The organism is Bradyrhizobium sp. ARR65, from assembly GCF_000472385.1.
Taxonomy (GTDB): domain Bacteria; phylum Pseudomonadota; class Alphaproteobacteria; order Rhizobiales; family Xanthobacteraceae; genus Bradyrhizobium.
The window spans coordinates 1-15,592 of record NZ_AWZU01000087.1 but is presented as its reverse complement, the minus strand read 5'-3'; the positions used below and the strand labels follow the sequence as shown (position 1 = coordinate 15,592).

Sequence of the window (15,592 nt, the reverse complement as noted above, 5' to 3'; positions counted from 1 at the left end):
TCGCCAAACCCGCCAAAACGCTTCTGAGCCCGAATGATCACGCGCTGCTGCTGATCGACCATCAATCGCAAATGGCTTTCAACACGAAGTCGATTGACATCACCATCTTGCGCACGAATGTTGCGATACTCGCTCACGCGGCGAAGAGCTTCAAAGTCCCGACGATCATCACGACGATTTTGAAGGATGCCTTCCGCAGGTCCGCTGTTCGGTGAAATCACCGATGTCTTTCCGAATGCGGACGTCGCCGACCGAACCACCTCGAACGGCAGAAGGTGAAATCACCGGAATCGACCGGCAGAATCACTTCGGTTCTACGGATGCGAAACTGCGATCGGTCTGAACTATGCCGATCATGCGGCGGAGGCGAACCTTCCGCTGCCCTCCGAGGAAGGCTCGGCGGCCGCTGTAACGAATGCGCTCAGTGCCGCCGCGGCGAATTCCAGCTCTGCACCACCAACCGTTCGTTGGATCGACGTGCGACGGTGGCTATGCCCAGATGATGATCGCCCGTGCGACGGGACTGGTCTCGATCCCGGATGAACTGAAATCGGTGGAAGCCGCGCCCCTTCCGTGTGCTGGTATCGCGACATTCAACGCGCTGAAGAAGTGCGGCGCGGAAGCCGCGACACGGTCGTCGTGCAGAGGGCATCGGCGGATTGGGGCACCTCGCGCTCCAGTATGCGCAGCGGATGGGGTTTCGGGTCATCGCTGTGGGACGTGGGGCGGACATCGCGGACGATGCCCTCGCTCTGGGAGCGCACATCTACATCGATTCGAAGAAGGACGACCCGGTTGCACGTTTGCAAAGCCTCGGGGGCGCGAAGGCCGTCACCACCACGATCGGCGATGTCCAAGCCGTGTCTGCATTGATGGGCGCTCTCGCGCCGCGGGGAAGGTTGGTTCTGCTGGGAGCCGGAAAGGATCCACTGCCGGTATCCGCTGCACAGGTCGTCCTCGGTGAGCGCAGCATACTCGGATCGATTACCAGGACGCCTTTCGAAAACGAGAAGACGCTAGACTTCAGTGTGCTCGCGGGCGTGCGACCCCGTATCGAGGTCCTGCCGCTCGAGAAGGCCGGCGAGGCGGTTGCGCGGATGAGGTCCGGCGAGGCGAATTTCAGGATGGTGCTGACCATGGCGGAGGGAAGCCATGCGTATCAATGACGACTTGACGGTTCCCGTGATTGTTCAAGCTTCGGAGCTCCGATGGGTGGCGAGCCCGGCAGCCGGCGTGGACCGGCGCATGCTGTTCCGCATCGGCGGCGAGGTGGCGCGCGCCACTTCGATCGTGCGTTACGCGCCGCGCAGCGCATTTCCTCGGCACACACACGGCGGCGGCGAGGAGATCGTCGTCCTCGAAGGCGTCTTCCAGGACGAGCACGGCGACTATCCGGCTGGCACTTACTTCCGCAATCCGCCGGGCACATCGCACGTGCCGTCGTCGGCCGAGGGCTGCACGATCTTCGTCCGGCTTTGGCAGTTTCGGGATGGCGATCGCGCGCAGATAGTGCGACGTCCAGCCGAGCAGGCATCGGGAGCGGCCGAAGCGATCGAACTGTTCGACGACGGGTTCGAGAACGTGCGGATCGAAAAGATGGCTCCGGCAGCGCCGTCACTATCGTAAACAAGCGTGGACTTGAAGCGCTGGTTCTCGACGGCAGCTTGTCGGTCGCCGATCAGCATCTGACGTCGCTGGGTTGGGTGCGTCTCCCGGCAGGCCAGCGCTGCAGGCCGTCTCCGGTCCGGAAGGTGCAAAGGTCTGGATAAAGGACGCGCCCCTGATCCATCCGGACGTTTGCCGGATGCCCTGAGCCCTTGGTTGATTGTGACCTTGAGGCGGCCGTCCGCGGCGGCCCGCTCCAGACGCGCCAGCAGGCTGCGGACGAGCGCGTCCAGCATACCCGCCGCGAGCGCGTGGGCGAGGCGCATCTCCACTTCCGGCGCGGTACGATGGCGGTGGACGTCCCACGAGGGCCTGTGCGTGCTCAAGGAAGCGAGGCCTGGAGGCGAGGGGAAGCTCGTGCTGGAAATACGGGACCGACGCAATGCCGGCGTACCTGAAACGAAGCGCCAAACAGGCCCGGCTCCGCTACGCAAGGGCTTGGGTGATGCATACCAGGCGGCCGTGGCAAAGTGGAGGCCATGCGATCGCATTCAAGTGGGGCCGATGGTTTGTGGCGCTTACTCTTTTTTGCGGCTCAGAGCGCTTGGCGCTTAGGTGTTTGGCTGCAAGCGGCTGATCACGGCCACGAGGACAGGCAGAACGCAGCTCTACTTCGATTGCTGGCTGATCGACAGAACGTATGCCGTCGCTTGCCAAATTTCGTCATCGCTCAGCACTCCTCGCCACGCCGGCATGCGCAGCCCGCTTTTCTCTCGGCCGTCGGCAATCGATTGGAATACGCCCTTGGGGTCGAGCACGCGTCGCGTGAGATTGATGCCGCCTCTGCCGTCGGCGCCATGACAGTGGGCGCACTGCTTGCCCAGAAAGAGATCATGGCCCGCCGCAATCATTGTCGGGTCCTTGAGGTTCGGAATATTCTCTTCCGAAAACGCGACATCGCCGATGAGAATCACCACGACCGCCACCATCACAAATCCACGTGTCATCGCAACACCTCGACGTTGGAACGGGAAGGTGCGGCGGATCCCGCCGCACCTTCATCGCACACCCGCCTACTTTGCAAGTTTGAAGGCGATCAGGGTCGAAGCTGCCGGCACTTTTTCCAACTGGGGGAACAACGGTGGAAGCAGGAGTGCCGCGTAAGATCCCCAGCCGCTCGGCACCAAAATATATTGCTCGCCGTCGACCGCGTAGCTGATGATGCCGCTGCGCATTCCGGAACCCGTATTAAAGCTCCACAGCACCTTGCCGGTGTCCGCGTCGAAAGCTCGCAGCATGCCCAGAGGATCGCCGTTGAACACCAACCCGCCACCTGTGGTCAGCGCGCTGGCGAAGCCCGGGACATCCATCTCATAGGTCCATTTGCGCTCGCCGGTGAACGGATCGCGCGCATCGAGCCGGCCGGGCTTGCGCCCATCCGGCGCGAGCACCAACCGTCCGAAATCGTTGGAGCCGGTGTGACCGGTTCCGTAATCCTTTGGGTCGTCTTTCTGAGCAACCGGTTTAAGGTAACCGCAGAAATCCAGCACGTTGTTGTACCAGAGTCCGCTCTTCGGGTTGTAGGCGCCAGAATTCCAGCTACGTCCGCCAAAAGTGGACGGGCATATGAGCGTCTCCTGATTCATCGGCAATTCGACGCGGCCGATCAACTCGCCGGTCCTCTTGTCGATGTCCTTCACGAAATTCTTGACGTCGCTGATTGGCCAGATGTTCTCGATTTTGCCGTCGTTCTTGTCGAGGACGAAAACATAGCCGCTCTTGTTCATGTGGACGATCAAGTTCTTGTCGTCCTTCTTGAACAACATGACCTCGTAAGGCGAATCGTAGTCCCATACGTCCTGTTTGATCTCCTGCCGGTACCACTTCAGCTGCCCGGTCTTGGGATCGAGCGCGACAATCGAATCGGTGTAGAGGTTGTCGCCCGCGCGCTCTGAGTTGATGAAATCCTTTCCCGGATTGCCGGTGCCATAGAAGACCGTGTCCGTGTCCGCGTCATAGGTGCCGGGCATCCAGGCCCCGCCGCCACCGTATTTGCCGCTTTCGCCCGGCCAACTGTGCGGGTCGTCCTTGATGGTGTTGAATTCCCAGAGCTTCTTTCCGGTCTTGGCATCGACCCCGAAGATTTTCCCCTGGGTGGCCAGTTCGCCGGCAGTCGAGCCGAAAGTCAGGACGTCGCCGGCAATGACTGGCGGTGACGTGAAATTGCAGCCATGGCAGTTCGCGAAATCAGTTAAATGGGTCTCCCACATCTGCTTGCCGGTCTTTTGATCGAGCGCGATGCCGCGCCCGTCCACGGTCCCGATGAATACCATGCCGTGGCCCACCGCGACGCCACGGCTATAAGGCGCGAACAGCACCTTCTTGACGAGTGGATCAAGCTTTGGCTCGTAGCTCCAGAGTTCGCGCCCGGTCTTTCCGTCCAGGGCGGCCACCCGATCCCCGGACGTGATTGAATAGATCACCCCGTCGATCGCCAGGGGGGTCTCCTGAATACCCATGGTGATGTCGCCGCCATGGGCGATCCAGGCCACCGAGAGCTTGCTGACGTTCTCCTTGTTGACCTGGTCGAGCGGACTGTAGCGCCACGCGTTGGTCGTCCGATTATATTGCGGCCAATTATTGGGATCCTCCGTGCCCGGATCCGCCGCAAGAGCAATGGTCGCAGTACAGAGCAGGCAAGCCAGACTGACGGTTGCCACCAAAGTCATTTTACCCATGGTCACTCCTCCCGTGAATGGTTCAATGTCTTCCCTTACGCCATGGCATCAGCTTCCAACTGAACTAAGATAAGGCGGGCCGTTTCTGCTCCCGGAGCAATGCGCAACGCTGTCGGGTGGTGCAAGCCAGGCTGGCTAGCGCGCGCTAAACGCGAGGGCTGTCGAAAGCGAGGCGGGCCCGCTGCGGTCCTTCAGGGAGCGGCAACGCTCGACGCCGCTTCCGGTCAAGCATTGTCAGCCTATTCGGCCGCAATCGTGTGCACGGCCCCGCCCTGACCCTGGCTCGCGAACGCAAACCCTTCATAGCCGTTCTCGGCGACCTCGGCGCACTTCCTGCGATAGCCGCCGACGCCTTCGGGGCCAAGATAGGGCAGGAAGCGATGCGCTTTGCCCTCAATGTTGGCTCCCATGTACCAGGAATTGGCTGCAGGCATCAGCGTCGCGTTCACGACCTCTGCAACGTGGGCGCCCCACGCATCTTGTGCCTGTGGCGTCGCCTCAATGGTCGAAAGCTTGTTTCTTCGCATGTAGGCGATGCATTCAGTGATCCACTCAACGTGCTGTTCGATCGACACCGGCATGTTCGACAGCACCGAGGGGCTTTGCGGGCCGGTGATCATGAACAGATTCGGGTAGCCGGCCACAGCAACGCCGAGGTAAGTTTGCGGGCCGTCCTCCCAATCCTGCGCTAGCACTCTGCCGCCACGTCCCCTGATACCGAGTTTCTTTACCGGTCCGGTCAGCGCGTCGAAGCCGGTGGCGACCACGATAATGTCGAGCGGGTACTCCTTGCCGCCTGCGCAAATACCGTTCGGTGTGATCTCCTCGATCGGGCCATCGGTGATCGCATCCACGAGCAGCACGTTCTTCTTGTTGAAGGTTTCGAAGTAGTTGGTATCCAGCGGCTGGCGCTTGGTGCCATACGGATAGTTCTTCGGGATGAGCTTTTCGGCGACAACCGGATCGTTGACCGTCGAGCGGATCTTGCGCTTGAGGTAGTCCGCGATGAGATCGTTCGCCTCCTTGGAGAAGAACATGTCCTGGTAGTTGGCGAGCCAGAAAGCGAAGCCGCCGGCGTCCCACATCCTGTCGAACTCCCGTTCGCGTTCCTCGGGCGTAGTTTCGAGCACCGCCTTCGGCATGAAGTTGAGCTCGAACCCGAAAAACGAGTCTTTGATGCGCTGGCGGATCCCGTCGTAATCGAGCTTGCGAGCCTTGGTGACTTCGGGATCGACGCGGCCATTGCGCGCCGGTACGCAATAAGCCGGCGTGCGCTGGAACACCGTCAGGTGCTTGGCCTGCTGCGCGATCTCCGGGATGGCCTGCACCGCGGTGGCCCCGGTGCCAATGACGCCGACGCGCTTCGCGGTAAAATCGACGCCGTCATGCGGCCACTGGCTGGTATGGTAGCACTTGCCCTTGAATGACTCGAAACCCTTGAACGGCGGCATGTTGGCAATCGATAAGGCGCCGACTGCGGTGATGACAAAGCGAGCCGTGACCACGTCGCCCTTGTCGGTGCGCACTGTCCACAGCTCGGTATCATCGTCGAAGGTGACTTCGATGACGCGTTTGCCGAACTGAATGTCGGGCTTTAAGTCAAAGCGTTCGGCGCAGTGCTCGAGGTACCGCAGGATCTCATCCTGCTCCGGATAGCGCTCCGACCAGTTCCATTCTTGCAACAGGTTTTTGTCGAAGGTGTAGCAATAGACGTAGCTGTCGGAATCGCAGCGTGCGCCGGGATAGCGATTCCAATACCAGGTGCCGCCGACCCCGTCGCCGGCCTCGAACACCGTCACGTTGAGGTCGAGCTTGTCACGCAGCGAGTGCAGCATGTACATGCCGGAAAAGCCGGCACCGATGATGACGGCATCGAAGTGGATCTTCTTGCTCGCCGCCGGCGTACTATCTTGCGCATCCGTCATAACACACCTCCGTTGTGAGCAGTCGTTGTTGGCAGAGAAGGCTCTCTGTGCTCGTCGTTTCGATTGTGTGGTCGCGATGCCGATCCGGCCTAAAGGCCGGACCGGCATTGTCGAGGTCGAAAGCTAAGCGCGCGTGCCTGACTTATGCCGCCGCGCGCACCTCGCCGCTCTGATAGGCGGCCGTCTCGAAGTTCATATAACCGACGAACGAAGTCGGATCGCCGAAGGGGAGGATCTGCGTCGCCCAATATCCGCCGAACCCATTCTGCCGGTCGATCCAGTAGAACGTGTTGGCGAGCCCGGCCCAACCGAGCGATCCGGCCGGCCGGCCGGTGGGCGCGTCCTCGTCGTTGAGCATGAATGTGTAGCACCAGGATTTCTTCAGCCCCGGGAAGAACTCAGCGTCGTTCGATAATGTCGCAATCACGCCGGGCAGCATCACGACGGTTTGGTCCGCCCTGAGGCCGTTGCGGACGGCGGCCGCGACCGTCTCCTGCTTGAGCACGCGGCCATTCGGCCCCGCCCCATCGTTCAGCCACATGCGGATGAACTTCATGTACTCGCCGATCGAGGCGTAGAGCCCGTGGCCGCCCATTTGGACTTCCGGCTCTGGCGGCAGCTGCATGTCGGGAAGCGGCGTCAGCGACCCGTCAGCTCCGCGCTGGTGGATGACGGCAAGGCGCGACCGCATCGAAGGGGTCAGCGAGAAGGCGATGTCCTCCATCCCGAGAGGTGCAAAGATCCGCTCCTTCATGACCTCGCCGAGGCGCTTGCCGCGGATGCTCTCGACGATCTGGCCACACCAATCAATGTTGCTGCCGTATTCCCATTTGTCACCGGGATCGAAGAGCAGCGGTGTCATCAACGACGCCTTTGTGCAGGTGACCACGCTCGGCTGGCCCTGCTCCTGCGCAAGACGAAAATAGCTAGCGTTAAAGAAGTCGTAGCCGAGACCGGCCGTGTGCAGCATCAGCATGCGGGTGGTGATGTCACGTTTCGGTGCCCGCAACTGCGGCTGGCCGTCGGCGGCGAATCCATCGAGCACTTCCAACTTGCCGATGTCAGGAACGTAAGTCTTAGCCGGGGCGTCTAGGTCGAGCTTGCCCTCTTCGACGCATTGCAGGAGGGCCGTGCCGGTGATGGCTTTCGTGGTCGAGAAGATGGCGAAGACGGTATCGGTCGTCATCGGCTGACTGCTGCCAAGCATGCGCTCGCCGGCGACGCCTTCGTAGATATTGGCTGAGCGATCCGTGATCATCGCGACCACGCCGGGAACCCGGTCCTTGGTCGTCACGACACCTTGCAACACTGCGTCACATGCGCTTCTCAACTTGCTAACCATCGCAGTCCCTCCCGTTGAATTTTCACCAAGTTCCTCGACAGCTGCTGCGGGCGGTCGGTGAGGAACGACGTCAACCGTTGTAACCTGTGAAAGTCGCGCTCCAGTCTGATTGTCCCAACGCCGCTTGCGCGGACGAAAGTCGCGCCGTAGCCGCAGTAGGAATAGCGATTGGCGTGTTGATCATGATCTGGCTTAAGGTCATCGATTTCGACCGAGCGTTGACAAGACTAGAACGAATTCTTGCATGCGGCTACGCATTTCCGTTTGGGATCGAAAGCGCAGACTTTTGTTGAAGCATGTCAGCGATGCTGACATTGAGACCTTCTACCGCGGCCCGTCAGGCCGCCGCGACGTTTTCGCCGGGTTATATTAGGCAGCGATTTTCCGCTGGAGCCCATGTTGCGTGCAAAGATCCTAGCTAGCATAGCGCCACGAGCTCTCCAAACTCGGCGCCCCAAGTTGAAAGGCCTATTTGAAGGCGGTCGACTTATTTGGACCCGACCGAAGCCATGGTGTGCGCGTTTCGCGGCCAGCTAGTTGGCCTATTATCCGATTCCAGGGCAAGAATCGGAATTCCGCTCGCGAGAATGACGCTTAGTGATTGCAGCGATCGCCAGGCGATCTGTAGTTCCTGCAAAGCAATCAAGGGTGTCTTTCAATGAGCAAACAACATGATAACAAGGCCGTCGTTGGTCGCTGGTTCACCGAATTCTGGGGCAAGACCGTCAATCTTGGTGTCATCGACGAGATCGCCGCCCCCGACATGCTGCTCCTGGCTGGGCCGCCGCCCTGTTGTCGTTGATCGAGGCTCCCTCAATATTTCCTCCGTAGGAACGTAGAGCTGCGCTGGTCCCCGGGCTCACGAACTACCTTATACGTAAGATTGGAGTGCGCCCCGAAGGCGCGTGTCAGCAGTGGAGGAATATTCCACCCAGAGAGTTGTCAATCGATCGGGTAGCTGACGAGCGGTTCGGAGGGCATGCTACAAGAATTCGCTTATGCCACTTGCGGCGCCCATGAGAAGGATATTGCTGGCCTGCTCCGCGCCGGCTCTTCCTTCCTACTCGAGTTGCCTCTGGTTGGCTTGAGTTAGCTCAAATTGGTCCATAATGGATTGGAACGAAAGTGCTATGATCCCAGTGAGATACGAGTCGGCTTGTGCGCGGCGTGTGCACCGAGAGATCAAGAGAAATCGCGCGATAGTCTAACGGACGCTCGACCAATGGCTCCCAATTCGAATGACAGCAGCGAGCAAATTCCGGTGCCTGACCTGTGAAGCAGAATAAAGCGTTGCCAGTCCAAGCTCCGCCGACGCCTCAAGATCACCAGTTGCTCTATGTCACCTGTGGTAGCCCACCTTACAATCGCGAAGGAAAATTCGCGCTCAAGCACTTCGATACAGATAGCTCCGCGCCAAAATGCGCAGGCAGGAATCCGTTGACTGGTTGCCTGAGCCGCGCTGAACCGGAGACAAGCGGCCGCCTAATCGGCTTTCACCTTCTTTCTTGCGCTGCGCCATACTGAGAATTCGACGTCTATACGGTTCAAGCGGCGTCCACTGGCGTCATCGCTGAGAACGGTTATTCGACCCGAACATTCGGTTCGCGAACGTCATGCAGCCTGATCATTGCGCATCCTCCCGATGAATGGGCAGAACAAATTGAAATGTCACACCGGGACCCTCATTGTTGCAGGTCGACAGTCGTCCGTCATGAGCTTCCACGATCGAACGACAGATCGCGAGCCCCATACCCATGCCACTGGACTTGGTGGTGAAGAACGCGTTGAACAGCCGATCCGCATTCTCAGCAGAGATCCCGGGGCCGCAATCCGTCACGCTTACAAGCACGTGCCGTGTCTCAACTTGGCCTGATCGGACCACCAGTTCGCGCGGCCGGTCCGTGACCGATTGCATCGCTTCAATGCCATTCATCATCAGGTTGATGATCACCTGCTGCAGTTGGACCCGGTCACCAAGGATGGGTGGAGCGGGTGCCAACTCCATTCGCAACAATACTTGATGGCTAATCAACTCCCGCTGGACCAACGGGATGGTCTCCCTCACGACGTCATTGATGTGGAGCGGCACCTTCTCAAGCTCGGTCTTCTTCGCGAGCGCGCGGACGCGCCGGATCACCTCGCTTGCCCGATTGCCGTCGTCGATAATCCATTCCACCGAACGGCGCGCTGCGTTCAGGTCGGGAGTCCCGCGGCCGAGCCAACGCAGACAGGCCTCGGCGTTGGCCACGACCGCGGCGAGAGGCTGGTTCACTTCGTGGGCGATCGAGGCCGTTAGTTCGCCCAGCGTTGTCACGCGCGTGACGTGAGCAAGTTCCGCTTGAGCTTCTCGGTATCGCCGCTCGCTCTCTCGCAGGTTTTGCTCGGCCTCTTTGCGCTCAGTCAAATCGAGCACGAAGGCGACGCCCTGGTCGCGGTGTCCGCCGAGAGTCGCCGCGCCGACAAGGACGGGCACGCGGCTGCCATCGTTCCGCAAGTATTCCTTCTCGAAAGCTTTGCAGCTTCCCGTCGCCCTAAGCTCTGCGATGGACCGTTCGTCAGCATCCTGCCATTCGGGGGGCGTTAGCTCGGTCCAGCGCAGGCGACCCGAAACGATATCGTCGCGGCTATGTCCTACCATGTGGAGAAGGGCCTCATTGGCCTCAATAATGCGACCATCCAAGTCAAATATTGATATCCCGATGATGTTGGATTCGACGAGGCGCCGGACCTTCGCCTCACGCTCTTGAAGATCGTTATAGAGACGCGTGTTCTCCAGCGAGATCGCCGCTTGCGCCGCCAACAGCTCCAGGATCGCAATTCGATCCGGAGGGAACGCGTACGAGCTCAGCGTATTTTCGAGGTAGAGCAGCGCCGTCAACCGGCCTTGCTTGGTAAGCGGCAGGCAGAGGATCGACTTCGCTGGTCGGCCGCGTAGATATTTGTCCTCGGAGAAGATGTTTGGCCTGGAGGCATCATCCAGAATCACGCTTTCGCTCGTGCGGATGACGTAGCGGACTATAGATTCGGGACAGTTGGCGCCGGTAATTGACTTCTGGTACAGCACGACTTCAATCTGATCGTCGGCTGCCTTTGCCTCTGCTTGAATCAAATAGTCATCCTCCGCCCGCAGCATCAGAAGGCCGCGATCCGCGCCTGCATTCTCGAGCGCGATCGTCATCAGCCGCTCGATCAGCTTGGACAAGACGATTTCACTAGACACGGCCTGAGAGGCTTTCACGACGGTCGCTACATCGACGTGCTGGACCGAGGAGCCGACGTTCGCTCCGCGACCGTGCGCCTCCGGAGCAGCCAAATTCGGGTGAAGCCGATCAAGTTGCTTCATCTTGCCATCAGCTCCCCAGCGGAGATAGCCGTGGCGGGCATCCTGCAAATAGACGCGAGCAATCTTCTCGAAGCCGCGCGCCGCGTAGAAGCGGGACGCGAGTTCATTGGCGAGCGCCTCGTTGTGAATAAAGCCGTTAGCGTTGGCCGAGCGGATGGCGTGTTCGTAGAGTCGTTCGGCATCGAGTTCCCGGCCTTCGATCCGCGCAATCTCGGCGCCGACCAGCGCGGCTCGGTCCTCGAAATTGTCCGGGCAATTCGTCGCCCAGAGCTGGAGTTGCTTCTGATGCGCGGCGGCAGCGTCCAGGTGCTGCCGCCGCTCTCCCGCTGCTGCAGCATCGTGGAGCGCGGCGTGAGACAGCCCGCTGTAAAATTGATATTCCGCCATTTCAAACTGCGAGCCCAAGCTCCACAACAGCCGTTGAGCCTTGGACGAGGCCTCGAGGGCCGGTGCGTAGTCGCCGGCAAAGAAGCGCGCCTGCAGCTTGCGGATCAGATAGAAGCACTCGCCAAACACCAAAACCGGATTTTCTGAAAAACGGCGCTCGATCCGAGCCTCATCAAACTGCTCGTCGTCAAAGCAGCCGAATGTCGGCGTCAAGCCGCGCAACGTCCGGATCAGTCCGAGCTGCGAAGTAATCATGTCAATGACAAGCCCGAACCGCATCTTTTGCGCGAACGCGAGTCCACGCTCGGCTTCGCGTTCAGCCTCGGCGAGCGGATCGCCCGCAGCGAGAAGGTTGGTGTTCATCTGGTTGCCGCAGTAGGCGGCATAGTTGAGATCGCCGACTTTGTTTGCCGCCTCGAACGCGCGGCGCACTAGATCGCGGCCAGCCCGGACATGTCTCGTCCAAGGCAGAACGCTGCCACCAAAGTCCATATAGGTCCTGGCCTGGAAACGCCTTAGTCCGCGTTCTTCGACTAGGTCATAGCCGAGCTGACCAAAGCGATAAACGGCTGTTCGATAGTCGCCGAAGTGTGGGCCGGCGAGCATGGTTAGCCATTCATAGGCGCTGCACGACGCGTCGCAGTTGCCGCGCTCGAGGCTGAGATTAACCGCCCGGCATGTGATCAGGGCAAGCAGGTTTGCATCCGTATAGAACGCCGCTGGCGCGATCTTGGCCAGAACGTCCAGCGTCGCAAGCGATGCCGGATCGCTCATCAAAGGCAGGTCGATCAGAGACTCGATCGCGCGGCCCCCAAGCTGCGACCAGATCCGCTCGTATTCGCGTCGCGCTTCCTCTTCCGTCGGATGCGGCGACCAATCGATACCGAGATGCTGGAGGTAGTCGAGCCCCACGGCAATGGCGCGGCTACTCTGATCTAGAGCCGTGTAAAGATCAGCCCGCAAGCATGCGACCCTAGCTCGTTCCACGGTATTTGTGGCGCGGCTTGATAGCGCCGCCAGCCGTTGCTCCGCTTCTGCCAGCGCCCCGGTCAGGAACTCGCATTCGCCCCGGTGCAGCGCCAGCGCAAAGGTGAGTTCGTGCCGGCGCTCCCACGAGTCCTCCGGCAACAGCGCCTCACCGGCAGTCAGATAGGTGAGCGCCGAGGCGTAGGCGGTAGTGCCCTTGGCGCGCCGGCCCGCGAGCAGATTGAGCTCTGCGAACTGCTCACGCTCGTCGCGCGACGTGATTAAGGCGGCGCCGCGGTTGAGCTGATTGACAATTTCGAAGATGCTCTCTTCGCGTTTTTCTGCAGGGGTATGCGCGGCGAGCAGCCTGCCGATGCGGAGGTGCGCCTCGGCGCGCAACCGTTCCGGTGTGAGTGAATAGGCGGCCTCCTGGACGCGGTCGTGGACGAACTTGTAGGACCCCTCCAACTGCTCGACTAGTTCCAGCCGAATAGCTTCCCAGAGGTCTGAACGGACGTCATCTTCCGATTTTCCGATGGCGACCGAAAGCATCGTGATCTTGGCGACGTTGCCGAGACAGGCAAGCTGTTGCAACGCAGCCCGGGTCTCGGCGGGGAGACGGGTTAATTTCCCGACCATGAGGTCGACGACATTGGCGGTGTACCCTTTGGCGCGAAGGCGATCGAGCTTCCAGCGCCAGCGCGCCGCATCATGATCGAAGCGGAGCAGCCCCTCCTCGGCGAGCGCGGAAATGAACTGGATGGCGAAAAACGGATTGCCGCCCGTCTTATCGTGCACCAGCCCCGCCAGCGGCGCGGCCACGGTCGGCGTACAGTTCAGCGAATCGGCCATGAGCCGCGCCAGGTCTTTATGGGCAAGCGGCGCAAGACTGATCTCCCGCACCGTAGCTCCAGCCTTGCGGATGGCATCGACCTTCCGCATCAGCGGATGAGTGGAATCGACTTCGTTGTCGCGATAGGCGCCGATCACCAGCAACCGCTGCACATCCGCCTGGGTCAACAGGTCGCCGAGCATGTCGAGCGTCGCCGCGTCGAGCCATTGCAGATCGTCCAGAAAGAGCGCCAGCGGATGCTCGGGCCGCGCAAAGACGCCAAGAAACCGCCGAAACACCAGCTGGAGACGACCTTGTGCCTGCTGCGGTGGAAGCTCCTGAACCGGCGGTTGCTCGCCGACGAGGAGCTTCAACTCGGGAACGACGTCGATCATGAGCCGCCCATTCGGGCCAAGCGCTTCGTCGAGCGCGGTGCGCCAGCCGGCCAGTTCGGCGTCGCTCTTGGCCAGAAGCGCGCGGATCAAGCCCTGAAATGCTTGCGCCACCGTCGCATAAGGGATGTCGCGCTTGTACTGATCGAACTTGCCGGAGGCGAAAAGGCCGCGCGTCGACACCAGCGCCTTGTGCAGCTCATTGACGACCGAGGACTTGCCGATGCCGGAATATCCCGAGACCAGCACCAGCTCCGGCCGGCCGCTGGTGACGACGCGATCGAAGGCAGCAAGCAAGGTCCCGATCTCGCGCTCTCGGCCGTACAGTTTTTCGGGAATCAAAAGCTGATCGGGCCTGTCGTGTTGGCCCAGCGGAAAGGCATCGATCCGGTGCTGACTTTCCCATGCAGCAAGACAGCGCCGGAGGTCGCGCTCCAGGCCGGCGGCAGTCTGGTAGCGCTCTTCGGCGGTCTTGGCGAGTAGCTTCGACACGATGCCGGAGACAGGTACCGGCACGTCCTTTAACCGCTCTATGGGCGGCACGGGCTGCCTCGCAATATGGCAGTGGACCCACTCCATCGGATCCGATGCCATAAATGGCAGGGCGCCGGTGAGCATTTCGTACAGGGTGACCCCGAGCGAATAGAGATCGCTTCGGGAATCGATCGAACGGTTCATTCGTCCGGTTTGTTCGGGCGCCATGTAGGCGAGCGACCCCGCGACGAGCTCGGGAGGTTCAGGTGACCGACGCTCGCGACGAAGGCGCGCAGCGATACCAAAGCCTGTCAGCCAGACTTGGCCGGTCGCGAGATCAACCAGCACATTGGCCGGCTTGATGTCCTTATGGATGAGGCCATGTTCGTGTACATGGCGCAGTGCAGCCGATAAACCTGTGGCGAAGCCCAAGAACCGTCCCATCTCCATGGGACGGCCCAGAAGCCGGGCGAGAGGCCCGCCACCGGGATCCTCAAGGAGCAGCATGGTCCGCCCGTGTTCGCGCACAAGCGCCAGCGGCCGCGCTGCCGACCGACTGTCCAGTTCATCCTTCAGGCCGTATTCATGAGCCAACTGATCAACGAAGGCCGGCGCGGGGCGTTCCGATGCGGAGAGCACGGCCAGTACGGCGGCCCCGTCGCCATCACCGTCACCGCGCCACCCTCGACAGAGGACGCGCTCACCATCCTCCAACAATACCGTCAGCCGACTAACCCCACCGGCGGCGAGTGACAGGGATAAGTTCATTCGGAGAACTCCGCGTTTACGCCAATGGCGCTAGCTCGGACTTCGCGAATTACTCCCGCCTCTGGCCTGCCTCGCAGATCAGTTTGCGCCATCGATGTTGCCTCCACGCGGGCTTCGCGGCCGCCAAAGTGCATGGCAGCAGCGATGAGCACCAGCGAAAGCGGTGGGCCGCAAACTCATGATGCATTGCCTTACGGCGCTCCCTACTTTAGCGCGCGTTATCGCCGATTTTGCGAAGTCCGACCGAGTTGTAGCCATCTCTCGGCTGGCACAACTCTATGACTTTACAGCCATAAAATCCAGCTGCTACGCAGGCACGACGCGGCTCACGGCCGTTCCGGAGCGATCGCGGCGAGAAGTTCAGATGTGTCGCGCCAACGCAAACAAGCTGCGCCGTGTTCAGGATCCACCGCAGCCATTGGCGGTACATCGTCGAGGCAGCGATCCAACCTGATCGGACAGCGGCTGTAGAACGGGCATTCCCGCCGCGGATTTATCGCGCTTGGGATCTCACCGACCACCAGGTTGCGGGCTTTCAATTACCCACAAATTCTCCGCCGACCATGGCGCTCAGCGCCATGTCGGTGAGGCGTGACAGCCCGCGCCACATAACGGTATTGCCGGGCGGCGGATCGCTGGCGCGGGCGAGATAACCGCCGAGCCGGGCGATCTTGATCAGGTAGTGCGAGAGCGTTTTCTGTCTTGCTTTTGGTTTGTCGTTGACGAGGCGATTGAGCACGCCGATTTCCGTCGCAGTCAACGCGAGAGTTGGCGGCGCGTCTGGGGCGGAACGGTTGAGCATCGTCATCCAGAACACCCT

General features: G+C 60.7%; 7 protein-coding genes and 3 pseudogenes. 3 read left to right on the top strand and 7 right to left on the bottom strand.

The annotated features are described in order from the left end of the window. Positions 1-221 (bottom strand): hypothetical protein (locus tag F758_RS52580; RefSeq protein WP_245286759.1); only part of this gene is annotated, 221 nt, incomplete at its 3' end. Between the two features lie 438 nt (positions 222-659). On the opposite strand from F758_RS52580, the gene F758_RS52575 reads away from it, so the two are divergent. Beyond that, positions 660-1,166, top strand: coding sequence for a zinc-binding dehydrogenase (locus tag F758_RS52575; RefSeq protein ID WP_245286758.1), 507 nt, complete (start codon positions 660-662; stop codon positions 1,164-1,166). Further along, a pseudogene (locus tag F758_RS45940) lies at positions 1,153-1,813 on the top strand (cupin domain-containing protein). Before F758_RS52575 ends, F758_RS45940 begins: the two are co-directional and overlap by 14 nt. A gap of 460 nt (positions 1,814-2,273) precedes the next feature. Here the strand turns inward: F758_RS45940 and F758_RS0141260 are convergent. From F758_RS0141260 to acmB, 4 genes are all read right to left on the bottom strand, one after another. Then, positions 2,274-2,612, bottom strand: coding sequence for a c-type cytochrome (locus tag F758_RS0141260; protein ID WP_084306120.1), 339 nt, complete (start codon positions 2,610-2,612; stop codon positions 2,274-2,276). A 66-nt stretch (positions 2,613-2,678) separates the two neighbouring features. Beyond that, on the bottom strand, positions 2,679-4,343 hold the full coding sequence (locus F758_RS0141255; RefSeq protein WP_024513272.1) for a pyrroloquinoline quinone-dependent dehydrogenase: 1,665 nt from the start codon (positions 4,341-4,343) through the stop codon (positions 2,679-2,681). A gap of 239 nt (positions 4,344-4,582) precedes the next feature. Next, complete coding sequence (locus F758_RS0141250; protein ID WP_024513271.1) at positions 4,583-6,268, bottom strand: flavin-containing monooxygenase; 1,686 nt, start codon at positions 6,266-6,268, stop codon at positions 4,583-4,585. A gap of 142 nt (positions 6,269-6,410) precedes the next feature. Further along, the gene (acmB, locus tag F758_RS0141245; protein ID WP_024513270.1) at positions 6,411-7,610 is read right to left on the bottom strand and encodes a methyl acetate hydrolase AcmB; all 1,200 of its coding nucleotides are present in this window, start codon (positions 7,608-7,610) and stop codon (positions 6,411-6,413) included. Between the two features lie 658 nt (positions 7,611-8,268). Between acmB and F758_RS48950 the strand changes: the two are divergent. Continuing rightward, positions 8,269-8,382 (top strand): annotated as a pseudogene (locus F758_RS48950) (ester cyclase); the annotation flags it as partial. Positions 8,383-9,234: 852 nt separating this feature from the next. On the opposite strand, the gene F758_RS0141230 reads toward F758_RS48950, so the two are convergent. Beyond that, positions 9,235-14,772, bottom strand: a complete 5,538-nt coding sequence (locus tag F758_RS0141230) for a trifunctional serine/threonine-protein kinase/ATP-binding protein/sensor histidine kinase (RefSeq protein WP_245286757.1) — start codon at positions 14,770-14,772, stop codon at positions 9,235-9,237. 535 nt (positions 14,773-15,307) lie between these two features. Next, positions 15,308-15,592 (bottom strand): annotated as a pseudogene (locus tag F758_RS0141225) (IS4 family transposase); the annotation flags it as partial.

What these genes read in the sequence shown, in the direction of transcription:
- F758_RS0141260 (WP_084306120.1), bottom strand. Translation starts at nt 2,612, where the DNA reads ATGACACGTGGATTTGTGATGGTGGCGGTCGTGGTGATTCTCATCGGC.
- F758_RS0141255 (WP_024513272.1), bottom strand. Translation starts at nt 4,343, where the DNA reads ATGGGTAAAATGACTTTGGTGGCAACCGTCAGTCTGGCTTGCCTGCTC.
- F758_RS0141250 (WP_024513271.1), bottom strand. Translation starts at nt 6,268, where the DNA reads ATGACGGATGCGCAAGATAGTACGCCGGCGGCGAGCAAGAAGATCCAC.
- acmB (WP_024513270.1), bottom strand. Translation starts at nt 7,610, where the DNA reads ATGGTTAGCAAGTTGAGAAGCGCATGTGACGCAGTGTTGCAAGGTGTC.
- F758_RS0141230 (WP_245286757.1), bottom strand. Translation starts at nt 14,772, where the DNA reads ATGAACTTATCCCTGTCACTCGCCGCCGGTGGGGTTAGTCGGCTGACG.